Source organism: Agrococcus sp. AC640b (assembly GCF_979255995.1).
The window spans coordinates 6,133-23,434 of sequence record NZ_CEEDMM010000028.1 but is presented as its reverse complement, the minus strand read 5'-3'; the positions used below and the strand labels follow the sequence as shown (position 1 = coordinate 23,434).

The following is a 17,302-nucleotide window of genomic DNA, read 5'->3' as shown; positions in this document are numbered from 1 at the left end:
CGGGAGGGACACCCCGCTCCGAGCAGGAGCGGGAACGGGACGCCCACGACGTGCACGGCATCCCCACCGCTCCCTGAGGTGCGGGCGGAGCGAGCCTCGAAGGGCGCCCGACGCACCACGACCCGACGCGGGCGGGACGCTCCCGACAGGCGCACGCGCGCGCTATCGTGCCGAACGACCCATCCGCACGACCGCGAGGATCCCGCATGCTCGAGCTGCGCAGGCTTCGACTGCTGCACGAGCTGCACCTGCGCGGCACGATCGCCGAGGTCGCGGCGGCCCTCGCCTACAGCCCCTCGTCGGTGTCGCAGCAGCTGGCGCTGCTCGAGCGCGAGGCCGGCGTGACGCTCCTCGAGCCCGACGGCAGGCGGCTGCGCCTCACGGCCGCCGGCAGGCTGCTCGTCGAGCACGCCGCACGCGCGCTCGACCTCGACGAGGCCGCACGCATCGCCCTCGCCGCCGATCGCGCGGCGGAGGTGCGGGTGCAGCTCGCCGCGATGCCGACCGCGGCCGAGGCGCTCGTGCCGCGTGCGCTGCAGCTGCTCGAGGAGCGCGCACCGTGGGTGCGCCTCGAGCTCGCCGAGCTGCCGCCGGAGCGTGCGCTCGCCGAGCTCTCCGCGAGGTCGTTCGACCTCGTCGTCGCCGAGCAGTACCCCGGCCACATCCGCCCCCTCCTGCCAGGGCTCGCGCACGAGACGATCGGGCTCGACCCGTTGCGGCTCGCGGTGTCGTCGACGGATGCGGCGGCGAGCATCGCCGACCTCGCCGAGCATGCGTGGGTCATGGAGCCGCGCGGCACCGCCGTGCGGCAGTGGGCCGAGCAGCAGTGCCGCGCTGCCGGGTTCGAGCCCGACGTGCGCTTCGAGGCGACCGACCTGACCGCGCACATCCGCCTCGTCGCCGCCGGCCGCGCCGTGGGCGTGCTGCCCGACCTCGTGTGGTCGGGCGACCGCGTCGGCGTGCGCTCGATCGACCTGCCCGATGCGCCGCGGCGCGAGATCTTCGCTGCCACCCGCGCCGCGTCGAGCGGCAGCGAGGCGATCGGGCTCGTTCGCGAGGCGCTGCGCGACGCGCTCGCGACCCACGAGCCGCGCTGAGCCCACCCGCCCGGTGCTGAGCGGGCCCCGACTGGTCACCGTTGCACCCACGGTGGTCGCGGTTGCACCTGATCGGGGGTCCTGCGGGTGCAACGGCGACCAGTCGGCGTCGGCGTCAGGCGGGCGGGGACTGCAGCGAGTGGGGGAAGCGCTGCGGCTCGAGCCCGCGGGTCAGCGGATCGTGCGGCGCGACGTGATCTGGCCCGTGTCGAAGCCCAGCAGGTGCAGGCCGCCGTGGAAGCGCGCATGCTCGACCTTGATGCACCGGTCCATGACCACCTGCAGGCCCCTCGCCTCCGCGTCGACCGCCGCCTCCTCGTTCCAGATGCCCAGCTGCACCCAGATGGTCGGCGCGCCGACCGCGACGACGTCGTCGACGACCGACGGGATGTCGGATGCCTTGCGGAACACCACGACGATGTCGGGCACGCCCGGCAGCGACTGCAGGTCGGGGTAGACGGGCCTGCCGAGGATCTCGGTCGCGTTCGGGTTCACGAACCACACGTCGAGGTCGCTCGACTGCGTGAGGTACGTGCCCACGAAGTACGACGAGCGCGTGGGGTTCGGGGAGGCGCCGACGATCGCGACGGTCTTCGCCGCGCGCAGGATCGCGAGGCGCTCCTTCGCGTCGGGCCCGACCCAGGTGCGCTGCGAGCGCAGCAGTCGCGCGAGCGGCGACGACGACGGGATCGAGCACGTGAGCCCGTTCTGCAGCTGCACGACCTCCTGCTCGTCGTGCGGGGCCTGGGTGTCGGTCATCGCTCCTCCGTCGCGGCGTCGAGCGCCTGGTCGAGGTCGTGGATGATGTCGTCGGCGTCCTCGAGGCCCACCGAGATGCGCACGAGGCCGGGGCCGACGCCCGCATCCAGCAGCTGCTGCTCGGTGAGCTGCGCGTGCGTCGTGGATCCGGGGTGGATGATGAGCGTCTTCGTGTCGCCGATGTTCGCGACGTGGCTCGCGAGGTTCACGTGCTCGATGAGTCGCTGGCCGACGGCGCGCCCGCCGCGCACGTCGAACGAGAACACCGATCCCGGCCCCTTCGGCAGGTACTTCGCAGCGCGCTCGTGGTGCGGATGCGATGGCAGGCCCGCCCACGACACCCGCTCGATGCGGGCGTCCTGCTCGAGCCACTCGGCGACGACGCGGGCGTTGTCGACGTGGCTCTGCATGCGCAGCGGCAGCGTCTCGACGCCCTGCGCGAGCTGCTGCGCCGACTGCGCCGACAGGACGGGGCCGATGTCGCGCAGCTGCTCGGCGCGCAGGCGCGTGAGGAACGCGTACTCGCCGAAGTTGCCGTTCCACGTGAGCCCGCCGTAGTGCGGCACGGGCTCGTCGAGCAGCGGGAACCGGCCGTTGCCCCAGTCGAAGCGTCCCGACTCCACGACGACGCCGCCGAGCGTCGTGCCGTGCCCGCCGAGGAACTTCGTCGCCGAGTGGATGACGATGTCGGCACCCCACTCGATGGGGCGGTTGAGGTACGGGGTGGCGATGGTCGCATCGACGACGAGCGGGATGCCTGCGGCGTGGGCGACGTCGGCGAGACCCTCGAGGTCGGCGACGCCGCCTGACGGGTTCGAGACGGTCTCGACGAACAGGAGGCGCGTGGCGTCGGTGATCGCGGCGGCGAAGTCGGCGGGGTCGTCGGAGGCGACGAACGTCGTCTCGACGCCGAAGCGACGCAGGGTGACGTCGAGCTGCGTCACGGTGCCGCCGTACAGGCTCGACGCGGCGACGATGTGGTCGCCTGCGCCTGCGAGCGCCGCGAAGACGATGAACTCCGCACCGAGGCCCGATGCGGTCGCGACGGCGCCGAGGCCGCCCTCGAGGCTCGCGATGCGCTCCTCGAACGCCGCGACGGTCGGGTTCGACACGCGCGAGTAGATGTTGCCGTACTTCTGCAGCGCGAAGCGGGCCGCGGCGTCGGCGGTGTCGTCGAAGACGAACGCGGTGGACTGGTGGATGGGGAGCGCGCGGGATCCGTGCACGGCATCGGGGATGTTGCCTGCGTGGATCGCGCGCGTGCGGAATCCGTACTCGCGGTCGGCCATGCATCCAGGCTAGGCGGTGGCGCGCGGCGTGCGCGCCTCGCGCGTCACGCGCCGTCACGCTCCGTCACGGCACGACCCGGCACGTCACGCCCGGACGCGCTGGGCTCCGGGAGCGTCGCCCGCAGTCGGCCGATCGCGTCGACGATGTCGTCGCGGCTGCGCTGCAGCTGCGCGACGCGTTCGTCGACGACCGCGAGCTGCTCCTGGAGGAGGCCGATGCGATGCTCGGCGTCCATGGCCGCCCAGTGCTGCATGCGCGTGCGCATCTGGTCGAGGGAGAACCCTGCGGCCCGGCCGGCGAGCACGAGCTCGAGCCGCTGCTGCGCGGCAGGGGTGTAGTCGCGGTAGCCGTTGTCGCAGCGCACGACCTGACCGGGGCTGAACATGTCGCGGTCCTCGTAGTACCGGATCGCCGACGGCGCGAGCCCCGTGCGCCTGGCGAGCTCGCCGATGCGCATCCCCCACCCTCCTTGACCTTCAAGCGACTTGAGACTCTACCGTCGCACACGAGTCGCGGATGCGGCCAGGAGGAGGATCCGAATGCCTGCAACGCTCGCCATCGTCGCCGCGGTCGCCACCGTCGTGCGCCTGACGCTGCTCGTCGCCCTGCACGTGCGACCCGGCGGCATCCATCCCGTGCGCGACGCCGTGAGCGACTACGCGCGCTCCGCGTCGGCGGCGACGCGCCGGCTGTCGACGTGGGCGTCGTGGAGCGCGGCGGCCGCATGGCTCGCGCTCGGCGCCGCGACGCTCGCGACGCCGGCAGCCGCAGAGGCGCGAGCGGGCGTCGGCGCGTGGCTGCTCGTGCTCGGCGGCATCCTCGCCGCGATGCCGCTCGCACCCACCGACGGCCTCGAGGCGACCACGAGCGCTCGCGGCCGCATGCACATGCTGCTCGCGATCGCCTGGTTCACGATCGCGTACGCGACGATCGGGCCGCTCGCGCGGCTGCTGGACCAGGGGTCGACGGCCGCGATCGGGGCGACGCTGCACGTGCTCGACGTCGCCGCGGGCATCGCGCTGGCAGCTCTCGTCGCCTCGCTCGTCATCCGACCGCTGCGCACGCGCACGTTCGGCGTCGCCGAGCGCGTCTTCATCGCCGCCGTGACGCTCGCGCCGCTCGCGGCGAGCATCGGGCTCGCGGTGCGAGCCTGGTCGACGCAGGCGTGACCGGGCCGCGGCGCACGCGTCACGCGTCGGCGGGCTGCCTGCCGGTCGCCTGCTGCTCGAGCGCGCCCAGATGGTGGGCGATCGCTCCCGCCGCCGCCCCGGCGGCCCGCGTGGGCGCATCCCAGGCCATGAGCGACGCCCTCGCGCGCTGCGACGCGGCCGCGACCGCGCCGTGCTCCTGCTCGCCGCCGACCTGCGCCGTCGACAGCGCCCGCAGCGCCAGGGCGATCGCACGTCGCGTGCCGAGGGGCAGCGAGTCGGGCACGTCGGGCGTCACGCGCTCCTCCGACACGACCGAGGCGAGCGCCGTGAGCTCGCGCACGCCGGCCTGCAGCGAGCCGAGGGCGCGTTCGCTGCCCGTCACCGCGTACTTGCCTCCGAGCGCGCGGACGTTCGCACGGCGAGTGCGCCGCGCATCCCACAGCGCGTCGCGCACGTCGTCGGCTGCGCGCTGCAGCCCGGCCGCGCGCTCCTCGATCGACACGCGCGGCTGCTCGGCGTCCTCCATCGACGATGCGAGGTCGTCGAGCAGGCTCGCCGTGGCGGCACGCAGCGCCTCGAGCCTCGTCTCGACCGGCACGGTGCGCAACGGCGGCAGGATCACGAGGTTCACGAGCGCGCCGATGAGGATGCCCATGCCCGTGAGCAGCACGTAGGCGATGCCGTACGCCTCCGCGTCGCCGCCGCCCGCGATGAGCACGAAGATCGCCGCGACCGGCAGGTAGTCGCGGCCGGGGCCCGGCGGCAGCATGCCGCCGACGAGCACGGCGACGACGACGATGAGCGGCACGGTCGCGAGGCTGGGCAGGCCGAGCGCGATCGTGCCGATCGCGAGGCCACCGCCCAGCAGCAGCCCCACGACCGTCTGCCACCCGGTGCGCAGCGACTCCACCGCGGAGGGCATCATCGCGACGACGGCGCCGAAGGGCGCGTAGTACGCGTACTCGTCGAGGAAGCCGGGCATGCTGCGCGCGGCGAGCCACGCCGCGAACGCTGCGAGCGCCGCCTTCCCCGCGAGCACGAGGCGGTCGCGCGACACGAGGGCGCGCAGGGCGCGCCTGCCCGCCCGGCGCACCGGGCTCGAGCCTGCGACGAGGATCGGCGTCGCGCCGTCGTCGCTCACGACGCCCCCGTCTCCTCGTCGAGGTCGCCGCGCTCGATCGAGTCGATCGTGAGGGCGGCGTTCACGAGCGCCAGGTGGCTGAGCGCCTGCGGCAGGTTGCCTGCGAACGCCACGGTCGACGGCTCGACCATCTCGGCCATGAGCCCGACGTCGTTCGGCACCGACGCGACGAGCTCGTCCATGCGGGTCCTCGCGAGGTCGAGCTGGCCGCACCAGGCGCGGGCGGCGACCATCCAGAACGAGCAGGCGACGAACGACTCCTCCTCGGCCTCCGCACCGCTCCACCGCATCACGTGCGGGCCGACGGCGAGGTCGCGCTCGACGGCGTCGAGCGTCGAGCGCATGCGGTCGCCGCGGTCGAAGCCGCTGATGGCGTGCAGCAGGATCGACGCGTCGAGCAGGTCGGATCCGGCGAACCACGCGTACGCGCCCTGACGCTCCGACCAGCAGTGCTCGTCGACCCACGCCCTGATCGCGTCGGCCTCGAACCGCCACCGCTTCGCGTCGCCCGGGATCTGCCCGACGTCGGCCAGGTGCGCAGCATGCTGCAGCGCCTGCCAGCAGCCGAGCTTCGAGGTCGTGTAGTGCCGCTGCTCGGGCAGCTCCCACATGCCTGCGTCCTTCGACCGCCAGCGATCGGCGGCGAGGTCGGCGATCTCGGTCATGAGCCGCCCGGTGGGGGCGTCGAGCACGTTGCCGGCGTCGACGTACAGCTGCACGATGCTGAACAGGTCGCCGCACACGCCCAGCTGCAGCTGATCGGTGGCGCGGTTGCCGGTGACGACGGGCTGCGCGCCGCGCCAGCCGGGCACGTCGTGCTCGACGACGTCGGCGCCGGGATCGCCGCCGTCGAGTCGGTGCAGCACCGCCGTGACGTCGTCCTCCTTGCGCAGCAGGCGCAGCATCCACGTCATCGCGCCGTGCACCTCCTCGGTCACGCCCAGCTGCAGCAGCACCGACAGCGAGTAGGCGGTGTCGCGCACCCACGAGTAGCGGTAGTCCCAGCCCTTCGGCTCGGTGCGCGACTCGGGGAGGGATGTCGTCGCCGCCGCCGCGATGCCGCCGGTGGGTCCGTGGATGAGCTGCTTGAGCACGAGGGCGCTGCGAGCCACCACGGTGCTCCACGGTCCCTCGTACGAGCACGACGCCGTCCATCGGCGCCACGCCTCGATCGTGCGGTCGATGCCGGCGTCCATCGCCTCGGGGCTCGGCAGCGGCAGCGGCTCGTCGTCGGTGCAGACGAGGCCGAGCAGATGCCGCGACCCCGGCGAGGTGTCGTACCAGGCGACGATGCGGCGCGGCTCGACGTCGACGCCCGAGTCGTGCAGGGTGCGCGGCGCGAGCGTGAGCCCGTCGATGCGCAGCACCGTGCCGTGCACCGTGTCGCTCGCCCACGGAGACGCGGCGCCCAGCAGCGTGCCCGGCGCGATCTCGCCCCGCATCCGCACATGCCCCTCGACGCCGTCGATGCGTCTGGCGAGCTCGCTCCACGGCAGCCTGCCTGCCTGTCCCGTGTTCAGCGAGTCGGTGACCTTCACGACGCCGGAGGCGGTCGTGAAGGTCGTCTCGAGCACGTTGCCGCCGTCGACGTAGCGGCGGCTCGCCGTCGCCTCCTCGACGGGGGCGAGCGCGACGACGCCGCCCGCCTCCGCGTCGAGCAGCGCCGCGAACGGCGGCGGCGAGTCGACGGCGGGCAGCGGCAGCCAGTCGATGCGGCCGTCGCGGGCGACGAGCGCGATCGTGCGGCCGTCGCCGATGGAGGCGTACGTGCGCAGGTCGGCGTAGCCGTCGGCGTCCCGACCGTCGATCGGGGCGTCGACGGGCTCGCCGCCGTGCCACCGTGGGCCCGAGCCGACCTGCCACGCGAAGGTCACGGCGTGGGCATCCCACCGTTGACGTGCAGCGTCTCGCCGACGACGTAGCTCGACTCGCCGGATGCGAGGAACACGTAGGCGGGCGCGAGCTCCGCCGGCTGGCCCGCGCGGCCGAGCGGCGTCTGCTGGCCGAACTCGGGCAGCGCATCCGTGGGCTGGCCGCCCGCGGTCTGCAGCGGCGTCCAGATCGGACCGGGTGCGACGACGTTGACGCGGATGCCCTTCGGCGCGAGCTGCTGCGACAGGGCCTTCGCCATCGTGTTCATCGATGCCTTGGTGGTGGCGTAGTCGACGAGGTGCTCCGACGGCTGGTACGCCTGGATCGACGACGTCGCGATGATCGCGGAGCCTGCCGGCAGGTGCGGCAGCGCGTCCTTCACGAGCCAGAAGAAGGCGTAGACGTTGGTCTTGAACGTCTCGTCGAAGCTCTCGTCGGTGAGGTCGGCGAGGTCCTCGACGTACTGCTGCCTGCCGCCGTTGGAGACGAGGATGTCGAGGCCGCCGAGGCGCTCGACGGTCGTGTCGACGATGCTGCGCACGTATGCGCGGTCGGTGAGGTCGCCAGGCAGCGCGACGGCGGTGCGCCCCGCCTGCTCGATGAGGGCGACGATGCGCTGCGCGTCCTCCTCCTCCTCTGGCAGGTAGGAGATGGCGACGTCGGCGCCCTCGCGTGCGAACGCGATCGCGGTCGCGGCGCCGATGCCGGAGTCGCCTCCGGTGATGAGCGCCTTGCGCCCCTCGAGGCGGCCTGCGCCGCGGTAGGTGTCCTCGCCGAGGTCGGCGCGGTCGCGCATGTCGGCGTCGAGCCCGGGGCCGTCCTGCGAGATCGCCTTCGTGTCGATGTCGGCGTAGAGGGTCGTGGGGTCCTGCATCGTGTACTGGTCAGCCATGCCTTCGACGCTACGAGGGGCGTGGTCGTGTCGCACGGCCTTGCGGGCGCGCGCCACGCGTGCCACGCGGCAGCACTCAGCCCTTCGAGACCGCCCGTGCGACGAGCTCGCGCAGCCGCTGCTCCACGGCGTCCGTGACCTCGACGACCGCGAACGACGTCGCCCACATCGCGCCGTCGTCGAGCGCGGCGTCCTCCTGGAATCCGACGGTGCCGTAGCGGGTGCCGAACTTCGCCGCCGGCTGGTAGAACACGACGACGTTCCCGTCTGCGGCGTACGACGGGAAGCCGTACCAGGTCTTGGGGGCGAGACCGGGCGCGACCTCGCTGACGACGCGGTGCAGGGTCGAGGCGACGGCCTTGTCGACGCCGTCGAGCGCGTCGATGGCCTCGACGCACGCCTCGAGCTCCTTCGCCATCTTCGCGGCGCCCTTGAGCCCCTTCGTCGTGCGCAGCTCCTCGGCGCGCTGCTGCATGGCAGCGCGCTCGTCGTCGCTGAATCCGGCCTTCGTGCTCATCGGGTGCTCCTGACTCGGTCGAGGCCCGGCGTCGTCGCCGATGCCGTGGGTCTGCGGTCAGCGTACGCGCGGCGCGTGCGCCGCACGCACGACGAGGGGCCGCCCGTGGTGGGCGACCCCTCGTGGGTGGATGCTCGGGCCGGGCCCGCACGGCTGGCGTGCGCGGCGACGCCCGGCGGCCTCCGCTGCACGGTCATCGCAGCGGGGGCACGACGGCGCGCATGCGGTCGGCGTCGCGCTCGTGGCGCTCGCGGATCTCCGCCCGCGCAGCGGCGGCTCGGGGATCGGCGCGGTGCATCGCGATGCGGGCGAGCGCCTCGGCGAGCGCGAGCAGCGCACGCCGTGCAGGGTTCGCGGGTCTCGCGGAGACGAGTCGCAACGGGTGGGTCAGGGTCGACATGGGGGTCCTTCGTGGAATGGCGTGCGGGCACGCCGAATGCAGGTGGTGGCGCATTCGCGAATGCGCGGGCGAATGGCGCGCAGAATGCGCACGGGAATTCGCCGACGCGCGCGGAAGGAGCTGCGCGCGGGATGCGCATTCGCGAATGCGAGCGATGCGAGCCGAATGGCTCGAGGTGTCGTGACGCGGTCACGCCGACGCGTGCTCGCGGCCTCGCGTCGAGCAGGACGCCCTGGACGGGCGAGGCTCAGCGAGGCTGCAGGCGCTGCGTGGGCAGACGGTGCACGGCAGGCGACGGGGCAGATGCCTGCGCCGCCGGCGGTGCCGACGTGTCCGCGGTGCTAGCGCGTCCCGGAGATGAGGGCCGGGACGCGGTGCAGAGCGATGGTCATGAACACGGGCGGCTCCTCTCTCGACGGGATTGCGGCGGATGCCGTGGACGAGAGCGAGCATATCCGCACATTCCGCGAATGCGCAACTCTCAGCACCACATTCCTTCGCGACCCGTCGAATTCGCGCGCACCGGCGAGTCCGAGCACGGACGCGCCGCCTGCCCCACGAGCCCTACGACTCCTTCGTGATCTCCACCGTCACGAACAGCTCCGACCCGCCGGCGCCGGCGTAGACGCCGCGCAGCGGCGCGACGTCGTTGTAGTCGCGGCCGTAGCCGACCTTCACGTGCCGCTCGCCGATGTCGATGAGGTTCGTGGGGTCCCACGCCTGCCAGTCGCCGGCGAACCACTCGACCCACGCGTGCGACTCGCCGACGACGGTCTCGCCGATCGCCGCGTTCGGCCGCGGGTGCAGGTAGCCGGAGACGTACTTCGCGGGGATGCCGACGGCGCGCAGGGCGCCGATCGTCACGTGCGCGATGTCCTGGCAGACGCCCTTGCGCTTCGCCCACGCCTCGTGCGCGTTCGTGTGCACGTGCGTCACGCCCGACATGTACTGCATCTCCTCGCCGACGTGCAGCGCGATCGCGCGCGCCGCCTCGCCGGGCGTCTCGGTGCGCGCCACGATCGCCTTCGCGGTGTCGACGAGGTCGTCGAGCGGTCGAGTGCGGTCGGTCTGCCCCAGCTGCTCGACGTACGTCGTCGCGCGCCTCGACACCTTGCCGAGCTGCTCCCACGTGATGTCGTGGCCGCCCGTGAGGCGCGGGCGCACCTCCACGAGGCTCGTCGCCGTCAGCTGCAGCTCGGTGTGGGGCGAGAGCACGTCGAACGACGTGACCGTGGTGCCCCAGTAGTCCTCGTACGAGTTCACCGACGTCGACGGTCGCACGTCGAGGTTCGAGTAGATGACGAACTGCCCGTCGCTCGTCGACGGCAGCATGCGCGCCTCGTTGTACGACGCGACGGCCGGAGCCTTGTAGCGGTAGCCGGTGGTGTGCCGGATGCGGATGCGGCTCATGCTCGCTCCCCCACCCATGCGGGGAGGTTGTGCGTCGGGAAGTACCGTTCCCGCACCGCCTCCGACACCTTCGTGGTCGTGGTCTGCACCTGATCCATCACGGCGGGCAGGTCGTCGATGATCTCTCCGATGGGTCGGAACTCCAGCTCGGCGCGCACCTGGCCGAGCATGCGCTGCGCGCTGTCGCCGTAGCCGACGCGCTCGTGCCGCGGCTCGATGTCGCGCAGGCACTGCTCGGAGCGCAGGATGCTGAACAGGATCGACCGTGGCGCGAGGCGGTCGAGCATGAGGAACTCGGCGGCGTTCGTCGACGACGGCACGCCCCGATACGTGCGCAGGTACGCCTCGTATGCGCCCACGGAGCGCAGGATCGTCGTCCACGACGGGCCCGCATCCTCGGTGAGCGCACGCGTGGCGAGCAGGCGAGCGGTCATGTCCGCGCGCTCGAGGGAGCGCCCGAGGGTCATGAACGACCATGCGTCGTCGCGGCTCGCGGTCGAGTCGGCGATGCCGGTCGCGAGCGCGGCACGCTCGCGCACCCAGCCGAACAGCTCGTGCACCTTCTCGCCCGAGACGCGCCTGGGCATGCCCGTGTGGGTGGTGTTCAGCACCTCCCACAGCTCGGTGGAGATGATCTCGCGGGCGCGGCGGGCGTTCTCGCGTGCCGCGTTCACCGAGTAGGCGATCGAGGCGGTGTCCATGCGGTCGATCGCGAGCGACGCGATGACGTCGCCGCGCCGCAGCACGCGATCGGGCGGCGCCGTGCTGCCCATGACGCCCAGCAGCGCACGGCACGCGGTGTCCTCGTCGACGAACGTGTCCTCCAGCAGCAGCTGCAGGTAGACGTCGAGGATGCGGGCGGTGCCGTCGGCGCGCTCGATGTAGCGGCCGATCCAGAACAGGCTCTCGGCGATCCGGCTCAGCATGCTGCGCCCCCTTCGTGCTGGCGCTGCGCTTGCTGCTGCTGCTCGGCCTGCCTGCTGGAGCCGGCATCCTGCGGGCTCTGATCCTGCGGATGCTCGTGACCGGCGATGATGCCGATGGGCCTCGTCATCGGCTCGCCCGATGCGCCGAACTCGGCGTCGACGTCGTCGAGGGGCGCGGGCTCGCGCGGGTCGCCGAGCACCCACGTGTCCTTCGATCCGCCGCCCTGCGACGAGTTCACGACGAGCTGCCCCTCCGGCAGCGCGACGCGGGTGAGGCCGCCGGGCAGCACCCACACGTCGCGGCCGTCGTGCACCGCGAAGGGGCGCAGGTCGACGTGGCGGGGACGCATGCCGTCGTCGACGAGCGTCGGGATGGTCGACAGCTGCACGACGGGCTGCGCGATCCAGCCGCGCGGGTCGGCGATGAGGCGCTCGCGCAGCTCGGCGAGCTCCTCGGGCGTCGCGTCGGGTCCGACGACGAGGCCCTTGCCTCCCGATCCGTCGACGGGCTTCACGACGAGCTCGTCGAGCCGATCGAGCACCTCCTCGAGGGCGCCCTCGTCCTCCAGCCGCCACGTGTCGACGTTCTTGAGGATGGGCTCCTCGCTCAGGTAGTAGCGGATGAGCTCCGGCACGTACGTGTAGACGAGCTTGTCGTCGGCGATGCCGTTGCCGACGGCGTTCGCGATCGTCACGTTGCCGAGGCGCGCGGCGAGCATGAGGCCGGGGCTGCCGAGCATCGAGTCGGGGCGGAACTGCAGCGGGTCGAGGTAGTCGTCGTCGACGCGGCGGTAGATGACGTCGACGCGCGTGGGGCCGTTGGTCGTGCGCATGTACACGCGTCCGCCGCTCGTGAACAGGTCGCGGCCCTCGACGAGCTCGACGCCCATGAGGCGCGCGAGCAGCGTGTGCTCGAAGTAGGCCGAGTTGTAGACGCCGGGGGTGAGCACGACGACCGTCGGGTCGTCGACGCCGGTCGGCGCGGAGGCGCGCAGCGCCTGCAGCAGCTTGTCGGGGTAGTCGCCGACGGGGCGCACCCGCATCGACGAGAACATCTCGGGCAGCGTCTGCGCGATGACGCGACGGTTCGAGATGACGTAGGAGACGCCGCTGGGCACGCGCACGTTGTCCTCGAGCACGCGCCACTCGCCGTCCTGGTCGCGGATGAGGTCGATGCCGGAGACGTGGATGCGCACGCCGTTCGCGCCGACGACGCCCGCCGCCTGCCTGTGGAAGTGCGTCGACGACGAGATGAGCGCTGCGGGGATGATGCCGTCCTCGACGGCGCGCTGCGGCCCGTACATGTCGGCGAGGAACGCCTCGAGCGCGAGCACGCGCTGCTTGACGCCCGACTCGACGTGCGCCCAGTCCTCGCTCGTGATGACGCGCGGCACGGCGTCGAGCGGGAAGGGCCGCTCCTCGCCTGCGAAGTCGAACGTGACGCCCTGCGCGAGGTAGGAGCGGGCGAGCGCGTCGGCGCGGCCGCGCAGCTCCTGCTGCGTCATCTCCCCCAGCGCGGCGTGCACGTCGCGGTACGGGGCACGCGGTGCACCGGATGCGTCGAACATCTCGTCCCAGGGTGTGCCGGAGCGCTTCGGCGGATTCGCGAAGGGCTTGTCGTAGTCGTCGAACAGGTCACCCATGTCGCGAGCCTACTTGGGCGGAGGTTTCCGTCTCGTGTCGGCGCGGACTCGTCGCGGGTGCGATATCCGCGCGCGGATGCCGCGCCGCTCAGCGACGCTCGGCCGTGCGGACGATGCGCGCCGACGCCGTGACCATGTGACGAGCCATCGCGGCCTGCGCAGCCGCAGGATCGCCTGCTGCGATGGCCTCGGCGACGGCGTGGTGCTCCTCGATCGCCGCGTCGATGTCGCGAGCGTCGTCGACGGCGTTCTCGAACCAGACGCGCAGGAGCGATCGCGAGGTCGCGAGCATCTCGATGAGGATGCGGTTGCCCGAGATCGCCGCGATGTGCTGGTGGAACGCGACGTCGAGATCGACGTACTCGCCCGTCCTGGCGGCCGCACGCTGGTCGTGCACGAGCGCACGCAGCCGCTCGACGTCGTCGGGCGTCGCACGCGCCGCCGCGATCTCGGCTGCCGTCCGCTCGAGGGCGCCGCGCACGACCGTGAGGTCCTCGGTGCGCTCCTGGTCGACGAGCATCGACCAGGACAGGGTCTGCGGCAGCAGCTCGGAGCTCGCGGAGCGCAGGTAGGTGCCGGATCCCACGCGGGTCTGGACGATGCCGAGGAGCTCGAGCGCCGCGATCGCCTCGCGCACGGCCGACCTGCCGACCCCGAGCGCGTCGGCGAGGCTGCGCTCGCCAGGCAGCCGGTCGCCTGGCCGCATCTGCTCGCCCAGCAGCAGGCGCAGCAGCAGCTGCACGACCGATGCGCTCGCAGAGGACTCCGTGCCGGACACTCGTCGCAGCGCGGCGAGCAGCGGGTCCTCGTGCACGTGACGATGCTACTCGCGCCGGCCTCCGAAATTGGTCAACCGGTTGCGCGATCGTCGCATTCGCCCTAGCGTGCTGACACGGCCCCCCGAGCGCGTGGGCCGGGCGCACACGACGAGGTCTGCACATGGAAATCGGCATCGGCTCCTACGCGATGTTCTGGGAGTGGCACGACCACCCCTCCCCGCTCTCGATCGCCGACATGCTCGAACGGGCGAGCGAGCTGGGCTGCGACGTCTTCGAGATCTGCGACGACCCCCGCATCGAGCAGTGCGATGCCGAGGAGCTCGCGTCGCTGCGCCGCCGAGCACAGAGCCTCGGTCTCCGCCTGCAGCTGGGCACGCGAGGGATCGACCCTCGGCACCTCGCGCGACTCGTCGACGTCGCCGACGCCCTCGACGCACGCGTGCTGCGGTCGATGGTGCTGCGCGCCGACGCCGAGCGCGGCGCGCAGCACGTCGCGGCGACCATCGCCCAGACCCTGCCCGCGCTCGAGCAGCACGGCATCGCGCTCGCCCTCGAGACCTACGAGCAGACGCCCACGAGCACGCTCGTCGCGGCGGTCGGCCTGCTCGACTCCGCCCACGTGGGCATCTGCCTCGATCCCGCGAACTGCGTCGCGGCGCTGGAGATGCCCGCCGACGTCATCGCGGCGGCCGCGCCCCATGCCCTCGACCTGCACGTCAAGGACTTCCAGTTCGCGCGCCAGGCGGGCTGGGTCGGCTTCCAGCTCACGGGAGCACGCATGGGCTCCGGCCTGCTCGACCTCGACCACGAGCTCGCCGCCGTGGCCGCGAGCGGACGCGAGCCCGCAGCGATCGTCGAGCACTGGCTCCCCTGGCAGGGCGACAGCGCCACCACCGTCGCGCTCGAGCGCGACTGGACGGACGCGACGCTCGCGGCACTGCGCGCCCGGGTCGCGGGGCGGCCCGGTGCCGCGCACGTCACCACCCCACCCACCCTCGAAGAAGAAGGAGGCGTCGCATGACGCAGCACACCACGAATCCCCTGCTCGGCAAGGTCGTCGAGCTCGACGGATCGCTCACGGTCGCCGTCGTCGGCGCCGCAGGCAAGATGGGCATGCGAGTGTCGAACAACCTCGACCTCACCGACGCCACCGTGCACTACGTCGAGGCCTCCGAGGCTGGTCGCGCTCGCATCGAGGAGCTCGGCCGCACGGTCGTCGACGTCGAGGTCGCCGTCGCAGACGCCGACGTCGTCGTGCTCGCCGTGCCCGACGTCGTGCTCGGCACGGTCTCGCAGGGCGTCGTCGCCGCGATGCGCTCGGGCGCCGTGCTGCTGACGCTCGACCCCGCTGCCGCCTACGCGGGCCTGCTCGCGCAGCGTGACGACGTGCATCAGGCCGTCGCGCACCCGTGCCACCCCTCGGTCTTCCTCGAGCGCACCACCGTCGAGCAGTACGCGGACACCTTCGGCGGCATCGCGGCCGACCAGGACGTCGTCGCGGCCTTCGAAGGCGACGACGAGGAGGCGAAGGCCCGCACCGAGGCCGTCGTGCGTGCCATCTACGCACCCGTCGTCGACGTGCACTGGGTCACGGTCAAGCAGCTCGCGCAGCTCGAGCCGACCCTCGTCGAGACCACGGCGTGCATGATCGGCCAGTTCCTCAAGGACTCGATGGACCACGCCGTCCAGGAGGTCGGCATCCCCGAGGATGCCGTGCGCGCCATCTTCTACGGCCACATCGGCATCGCGCTCACGAACGCGCTGCGCGGATCCAACCCGTTCTCCGAGGCGTGCCACCTCGCGATGGACTACGGCCGCGACGCGATCATCAAGGACGACTGGAAGCGCATCTGGGACGACGAGGACCTCGATCGCGTGCTCGCCAAGATGCTGAGGCTCGACCGGGTCGAGCGGGCCGACTCATGAGCGCCCTCTCCCTCGTCGCGGTCGCGGTCGTCGCGATCGCGCTGCTGCTGCTGCTCGTGATGAAGCTCAAGTGGCCCGCCTACCTCGCGCTGCTCGCAGTCTCGGTCGCCACGGCGCTCGCCGCCGGGCTGCCGGTGCAGGACGTCATCCCCACCGTCGTCGAGGGCATGGGCTCGACGCTCGGCAACGTCGCGCTGCTCGTCGGCCTCGGCGCCATGCTCGGCGGCATCGTCGAGAAGACCGGCGGCGCCGCGACCATCGCGCGCCTCGCGGCCAAGCGGCTCGGCAAGGAGCGGCTCGGGCCGGCGCTGCTCATCGCCTCCGGGCTCGTCGCGCTGCCGATCTTCTTCGACGTCGCGTTCATCATCCTCGTGCCGATCATCTTCAGCTTCGCGAAGGCAGCCGGCCACAAGAGCCCGATCGCGCTGGGCGTGCCCGTCGCGGTGTTCATGGTCTTCATCCACAACTCGGTGCCGCCGCACCCCGGCATCGTGGGCTCGACGACGCTGCTGAACCCCGACGTCCTCGGCCTCGTGACCGTGCTGGGCATCGTGCTGTCGATCCCGATGGGGTTCCTCGCCTGGACGCTCTCGAAGCGCATCACCTCGCGCGGCTCCTGGACGATGTCGCCCGAGATCGCGGCGAAGTACGAGGAGTCGGGCGCCGTCGACCTCGCTCCCGGCGGCACGGCTGCCGTCGCGACGATCGCGGCGACCGCGACCGAGCGGCAGCAGCGCACCACGACGACGCCGAGCGCCGGCACCGTCGTCGCGCTCATCCTGCTGCCCATCCTGATGATCGCGGTCGGCACGGTCGGCAAGCTCGTCGTCGAGGAGGGCTCGGATGCGGCCAACGTGCTCGCGTTCGTCGGCGCTCCCGCCTTCGCGCTGCTCGTCGCGTGCGTGCTCGCCATGTACGTGCTCGGCATCCGCCACGGCTGGGGCCGTCAGGGCATGAGCGACGTCATGGACTCGGCGCTCGCGCCCGCCGCGATCGTCGTGTTCGTCACCGGCGCGGGTGGCGTCTTCGCCCGCGTGCTCACGGAGTCTGGCATCGGCGACGCCGTCTCGGGCGCGCTCGTCGAGGCCGGCGTGCCGATCATCTTCCTGGCATTCCTGCTCGCGCTCATCTTCAAGGTCGCGCAGGGCTCGGGCACCGTCGCGACGCTCACGGCGGCGGGGCTCGTGCAGTCGACGGTGCTCGCCGGCGGCTACAGCGAGCTGCAGGTCGCGCTCATCCTGCTCGCGATCGCGATGGGCTCGGTGTCGCTCAGCCACATCAACGACTCGGGCTTCTGGATCGCGACGCGGTTCATCGGCCTGTCGGTGGCCGGCGGGCTCAAGACGTGGACCGTGATCTGCACGATCCTCGGCTTCACGGGCATGGCGATCATCTCGATCGCCTGGTTCGTCGTGGGGGCGCTCGCGTAGCGGGCGGCGGCACCACGCGGCGGCCGCCGTCGCGCGGCTGGCGAGCAGGCGCGCGGCGGCGGCCGCCGC

17 protein-coding genes are annotated in these 17,302 nt (G+C 72.4%); 5 read left to right on the top strand and 12 right to left on the bottom strand.

The features are described 5' to 3' along the window. Window positions 1-206: 206 nt before the first annotated feature. Window positions 207-1,097 (top strand): LysR family transcriptional regulator, encoded by an 891-nt coding sequence (locus ACZ6H8_RS11640; RefSeq protein WP_464147005.1) that lies wholly within the window; start codon window positions 207-209, stop codon window positions 1,095-1,097. Window positions 1,098-1,268: 171 nt separating this feature from the next. Here ACZ6H8_RS11640 and ACZ6H8_RS11635 read toward each other — a convergent pair whose 3' ends face one another. Genes ACZ6H8_RS11635 through ACZ6H8_RS11625 form a run of 3 tightly spaced genes read right to left on the bottom strand, consistent with a single transcriptional unit; the run spans window position 1,269 to window position 3,603 of the window. After that, complete coding sequence (locus ACZ6H8_RS11635; RefSeq protein WP_464147004.1) at window positions 1,269-1,856, bottom strand: CoA-binding protein; 588 nt, start codon at window positions 1,854-1,856, stop codon at window positions 1,269-1,271. Beyond that, window positions 1,853-3,145: an O-acetylhomoserine aminocarboxypropyltransferase/cysteine synthase family protein gene (locus ACZ6H8_RS11630; protein ID WP_464147003.1), complete on the bottom strand. Its 1,293-nt coding sequence runs from the start codon at window positions 3,143-3,145 to the stop codon at window positions 1,853-1,855. Before ACZ6H8_RS11630 ends, ACZ6H8_RS11635 begins: the two co-directional genes overlap by 4 nt. A 44-nt stretch (window positions 3,146-3,189) precedes the next feature. Beyond that, window positions 3,190-3,603, bottom strand: coding sequence for a MerR family transcriptional regulator (locus ACZ6H8_RS11625; protein WP_464147002.1), 414 nt, complete (start codon window positions 3,601-3,603; stop codon window positions 3,190-3,192). 82 nt (window positions 3,604-3,685) lie between these two features. On the opposite strand from ACZ6H8_RS11625, the gene ACZ6H8_RS11620 reads away from it, so the two are divergent. Then, on the top strand, window positions 3,686-4,315 hold the full coding sequence (locus ACZ6H8_RS11620; protein WP_464147001.1) for a hypothetical protein: 630 nt from the start codon (window positions 3,686-3,688) through the stop codon (window positions 4,313-4,315). Window positions 4,316-4,334: 19 nt separating this feature from the next. On the opposite strand, the gene ACZ6H8_RS11615 is transcribed toward ACZ6H8_RS11620, so the two are convergent. The 9 genes from ACZ6H8_RS11615 to ACZ6H8_RS11575 all read right to left on the bottom strand — a co-directional run bounded on the left by ACZ6H8_RS11615 (window position 4,335) and on the right by ACZ6H8_RS11575 (window position 13,912). Then, the gene (locus tag ACZ6H8_RS11615; RefSeq protein WP_464147000.1) at window positions 4,335-5,438 is read right to left on the bottom strand and encodes an FUSC family protein; all 1,104 of its coding nucleotides are present in this window, start codon (window positions 5,436-5,438) and stop codon (window positions 4,335-4,337) included. Further along, window positions 5,435-7,312, bottom strand: a complete 1,878-nt coding sequence (locus tag ACZ6H8_RS11610) for a glycoside hydrolase family 15 protein (RefSeq protein ID WP_464146999.1) — start codon at window positions 7,310-7,312, stop codon at window positions 5,435-5,437. Before ACZ6H8_RS11610 ends, ACZ6H8_RS11615 begins: the two co-directional genes overlap by 4 nt. After that, window positions 7,309-8,202 (bottom strand): SDR family oxidoreductase, encoded by an 894-nt coding sequence (locus ACZ6H8_RS11605; RefSeq protein ID WP_464146998.1) that lies wholly within the window; start codon window positions 8,200-8,202, stop codon window positions 7,309-7,311. The genes ACZ6H8_RS11610 and ACZ6H8_RS11605 overlap by 4 nt, the downstream gene beginning before the upstream one ends. Window positions 8,203-8,278: 76 nt before the next feature. Further along, complete coding sequence (locus tag ACZ6H8_RS11600) at window positions 8,279-8,719, bottom strand: iron chaperone (protein ID WP_464146997.1); 441 nt, start codon at window positions 8,717-8,719, stop codon at window positions 8,279-8,281. A gap of 193 nt (window positions 8,720-8,912) precedes the next feature. Next, on the bottom strand, window positions 8,913-9,119 hold the full coding sequence (locus ACZ6H8_RS11595) for a hypothetical protein (RefSeq protein ID WP_464146996.1): 207 nt from the start codon (window positions 9,117-9,119) through the stop codon (window positions 8,913-8,915). 564 nt (window positions 9,120-9,683) lie between these two features. Further along, window positions 9,684-10,529 carry a transglutaminase family protein gene (locus tag ACZ6H8_RS11590; protein ID WP_464146995.1) on the bottom strand — a complete coding sequence of 282 codons (846 nt, stop codon included), beginning with the start codon at window positions 10,527-10,529 and terminating at the stop codon, window positions 9,684-9,686. Then, window positions 10,526-11,455, bottom strand: coding sequence for an alpha-E domain-containing protein (locus ACZ6H8_RS11585; RefSeq protein ID WP_464146994.1), 930 nt, complete (start codon window positions 11,453-11,455; stop codon window positions 10,526-10,528). Before ACZ6H8_RS11585 ends, ACZ6H8_RS11590 begins: the two co-directional genes overlap by 4 nt. After that, entirely contained in the window at window positions 11,449-13,098 is a 1,650-nt protein-coding gene (locus ACZ6H8_RS11580; protein WP_464146993.1) for a circularly permuted type 2 ATP-grasp protein, read from the bottom strand. The genes ACZ6H8_RS11585 and ACZ6H8_RS11580 overlap by 7 nt, the downstream gene beginning before the upstream one ends. 88 nt (window positions 13,099-13,186) lie before the next feature. Then, complete coding sequence (locus ACZ6H8_RS11575) at window positions 13,187-13,912, bottom strand: FadR/GntR family transcriptional regulator (protein WP_464146992.1); 726 nt, start codon at window positions 13,910-13,912, stop codon at window positions 13,187-13,189. 125 nt (window positions 13,913-14,037) lie between these two features. Here ACZ6H8_RS11575 and ACZ6H8_RS11570 point away from each other — a divergent pair, with 125 nt between their 5' ends. Genes ACZ6H8_RS11570 through ACZ6H8_RS11560 form a run of 3 tightly spaced genes read left to right on the top strand, consistent with a single transcriptional unit; the run spans window position 14,038 to window position 17,233 of the window. Further along, the gene (locus ACZ6H8_RS11570) at window positions 14,038-14,898 is read left to right on the top strand and encodes a sugar phosphate isomerase/epimerase family protein (protein WP_464146991.1); all 861 of its coding nucleotides are present in this window, start codon (window positions 14,038-14,040) and stop codon (window positions 14,896-14,898) included. Continuing rightward, entirely contained in the window at window positions 14,895-15,803 is a 909-nt protein-coding gene (locus ACZ6H8_RS11565) for a phosphogluconate dehydrogenase C-terminal domain-containing protein (protein WP_464146990.1), read from the top strand. The genes ACZ6H8_RS11570 and ACZ6H8_RS11565 overlap by 4 nt, the downstream gene beginning before the upstream one ends. Then, window positions 15,800-17,233, top strand: a complete 1,434-nt coding sequence (locus ACZ6H8_RS11560) for a GntT/GntP/DsdX family permease (RefSeq protein WP_464146989.1) — start codon at window positions 15,800-15,802, stop codon at window positions 17,231-17,233. The genes ACZ6H8_RS11565 and ACZ6H8_RS11560 overlap by 4 nt, the downstream gene beginning before the upstream one ends. The last annotated feature ends 69 nt before the right edge of the window (window positions 17,234-17,302 follow it).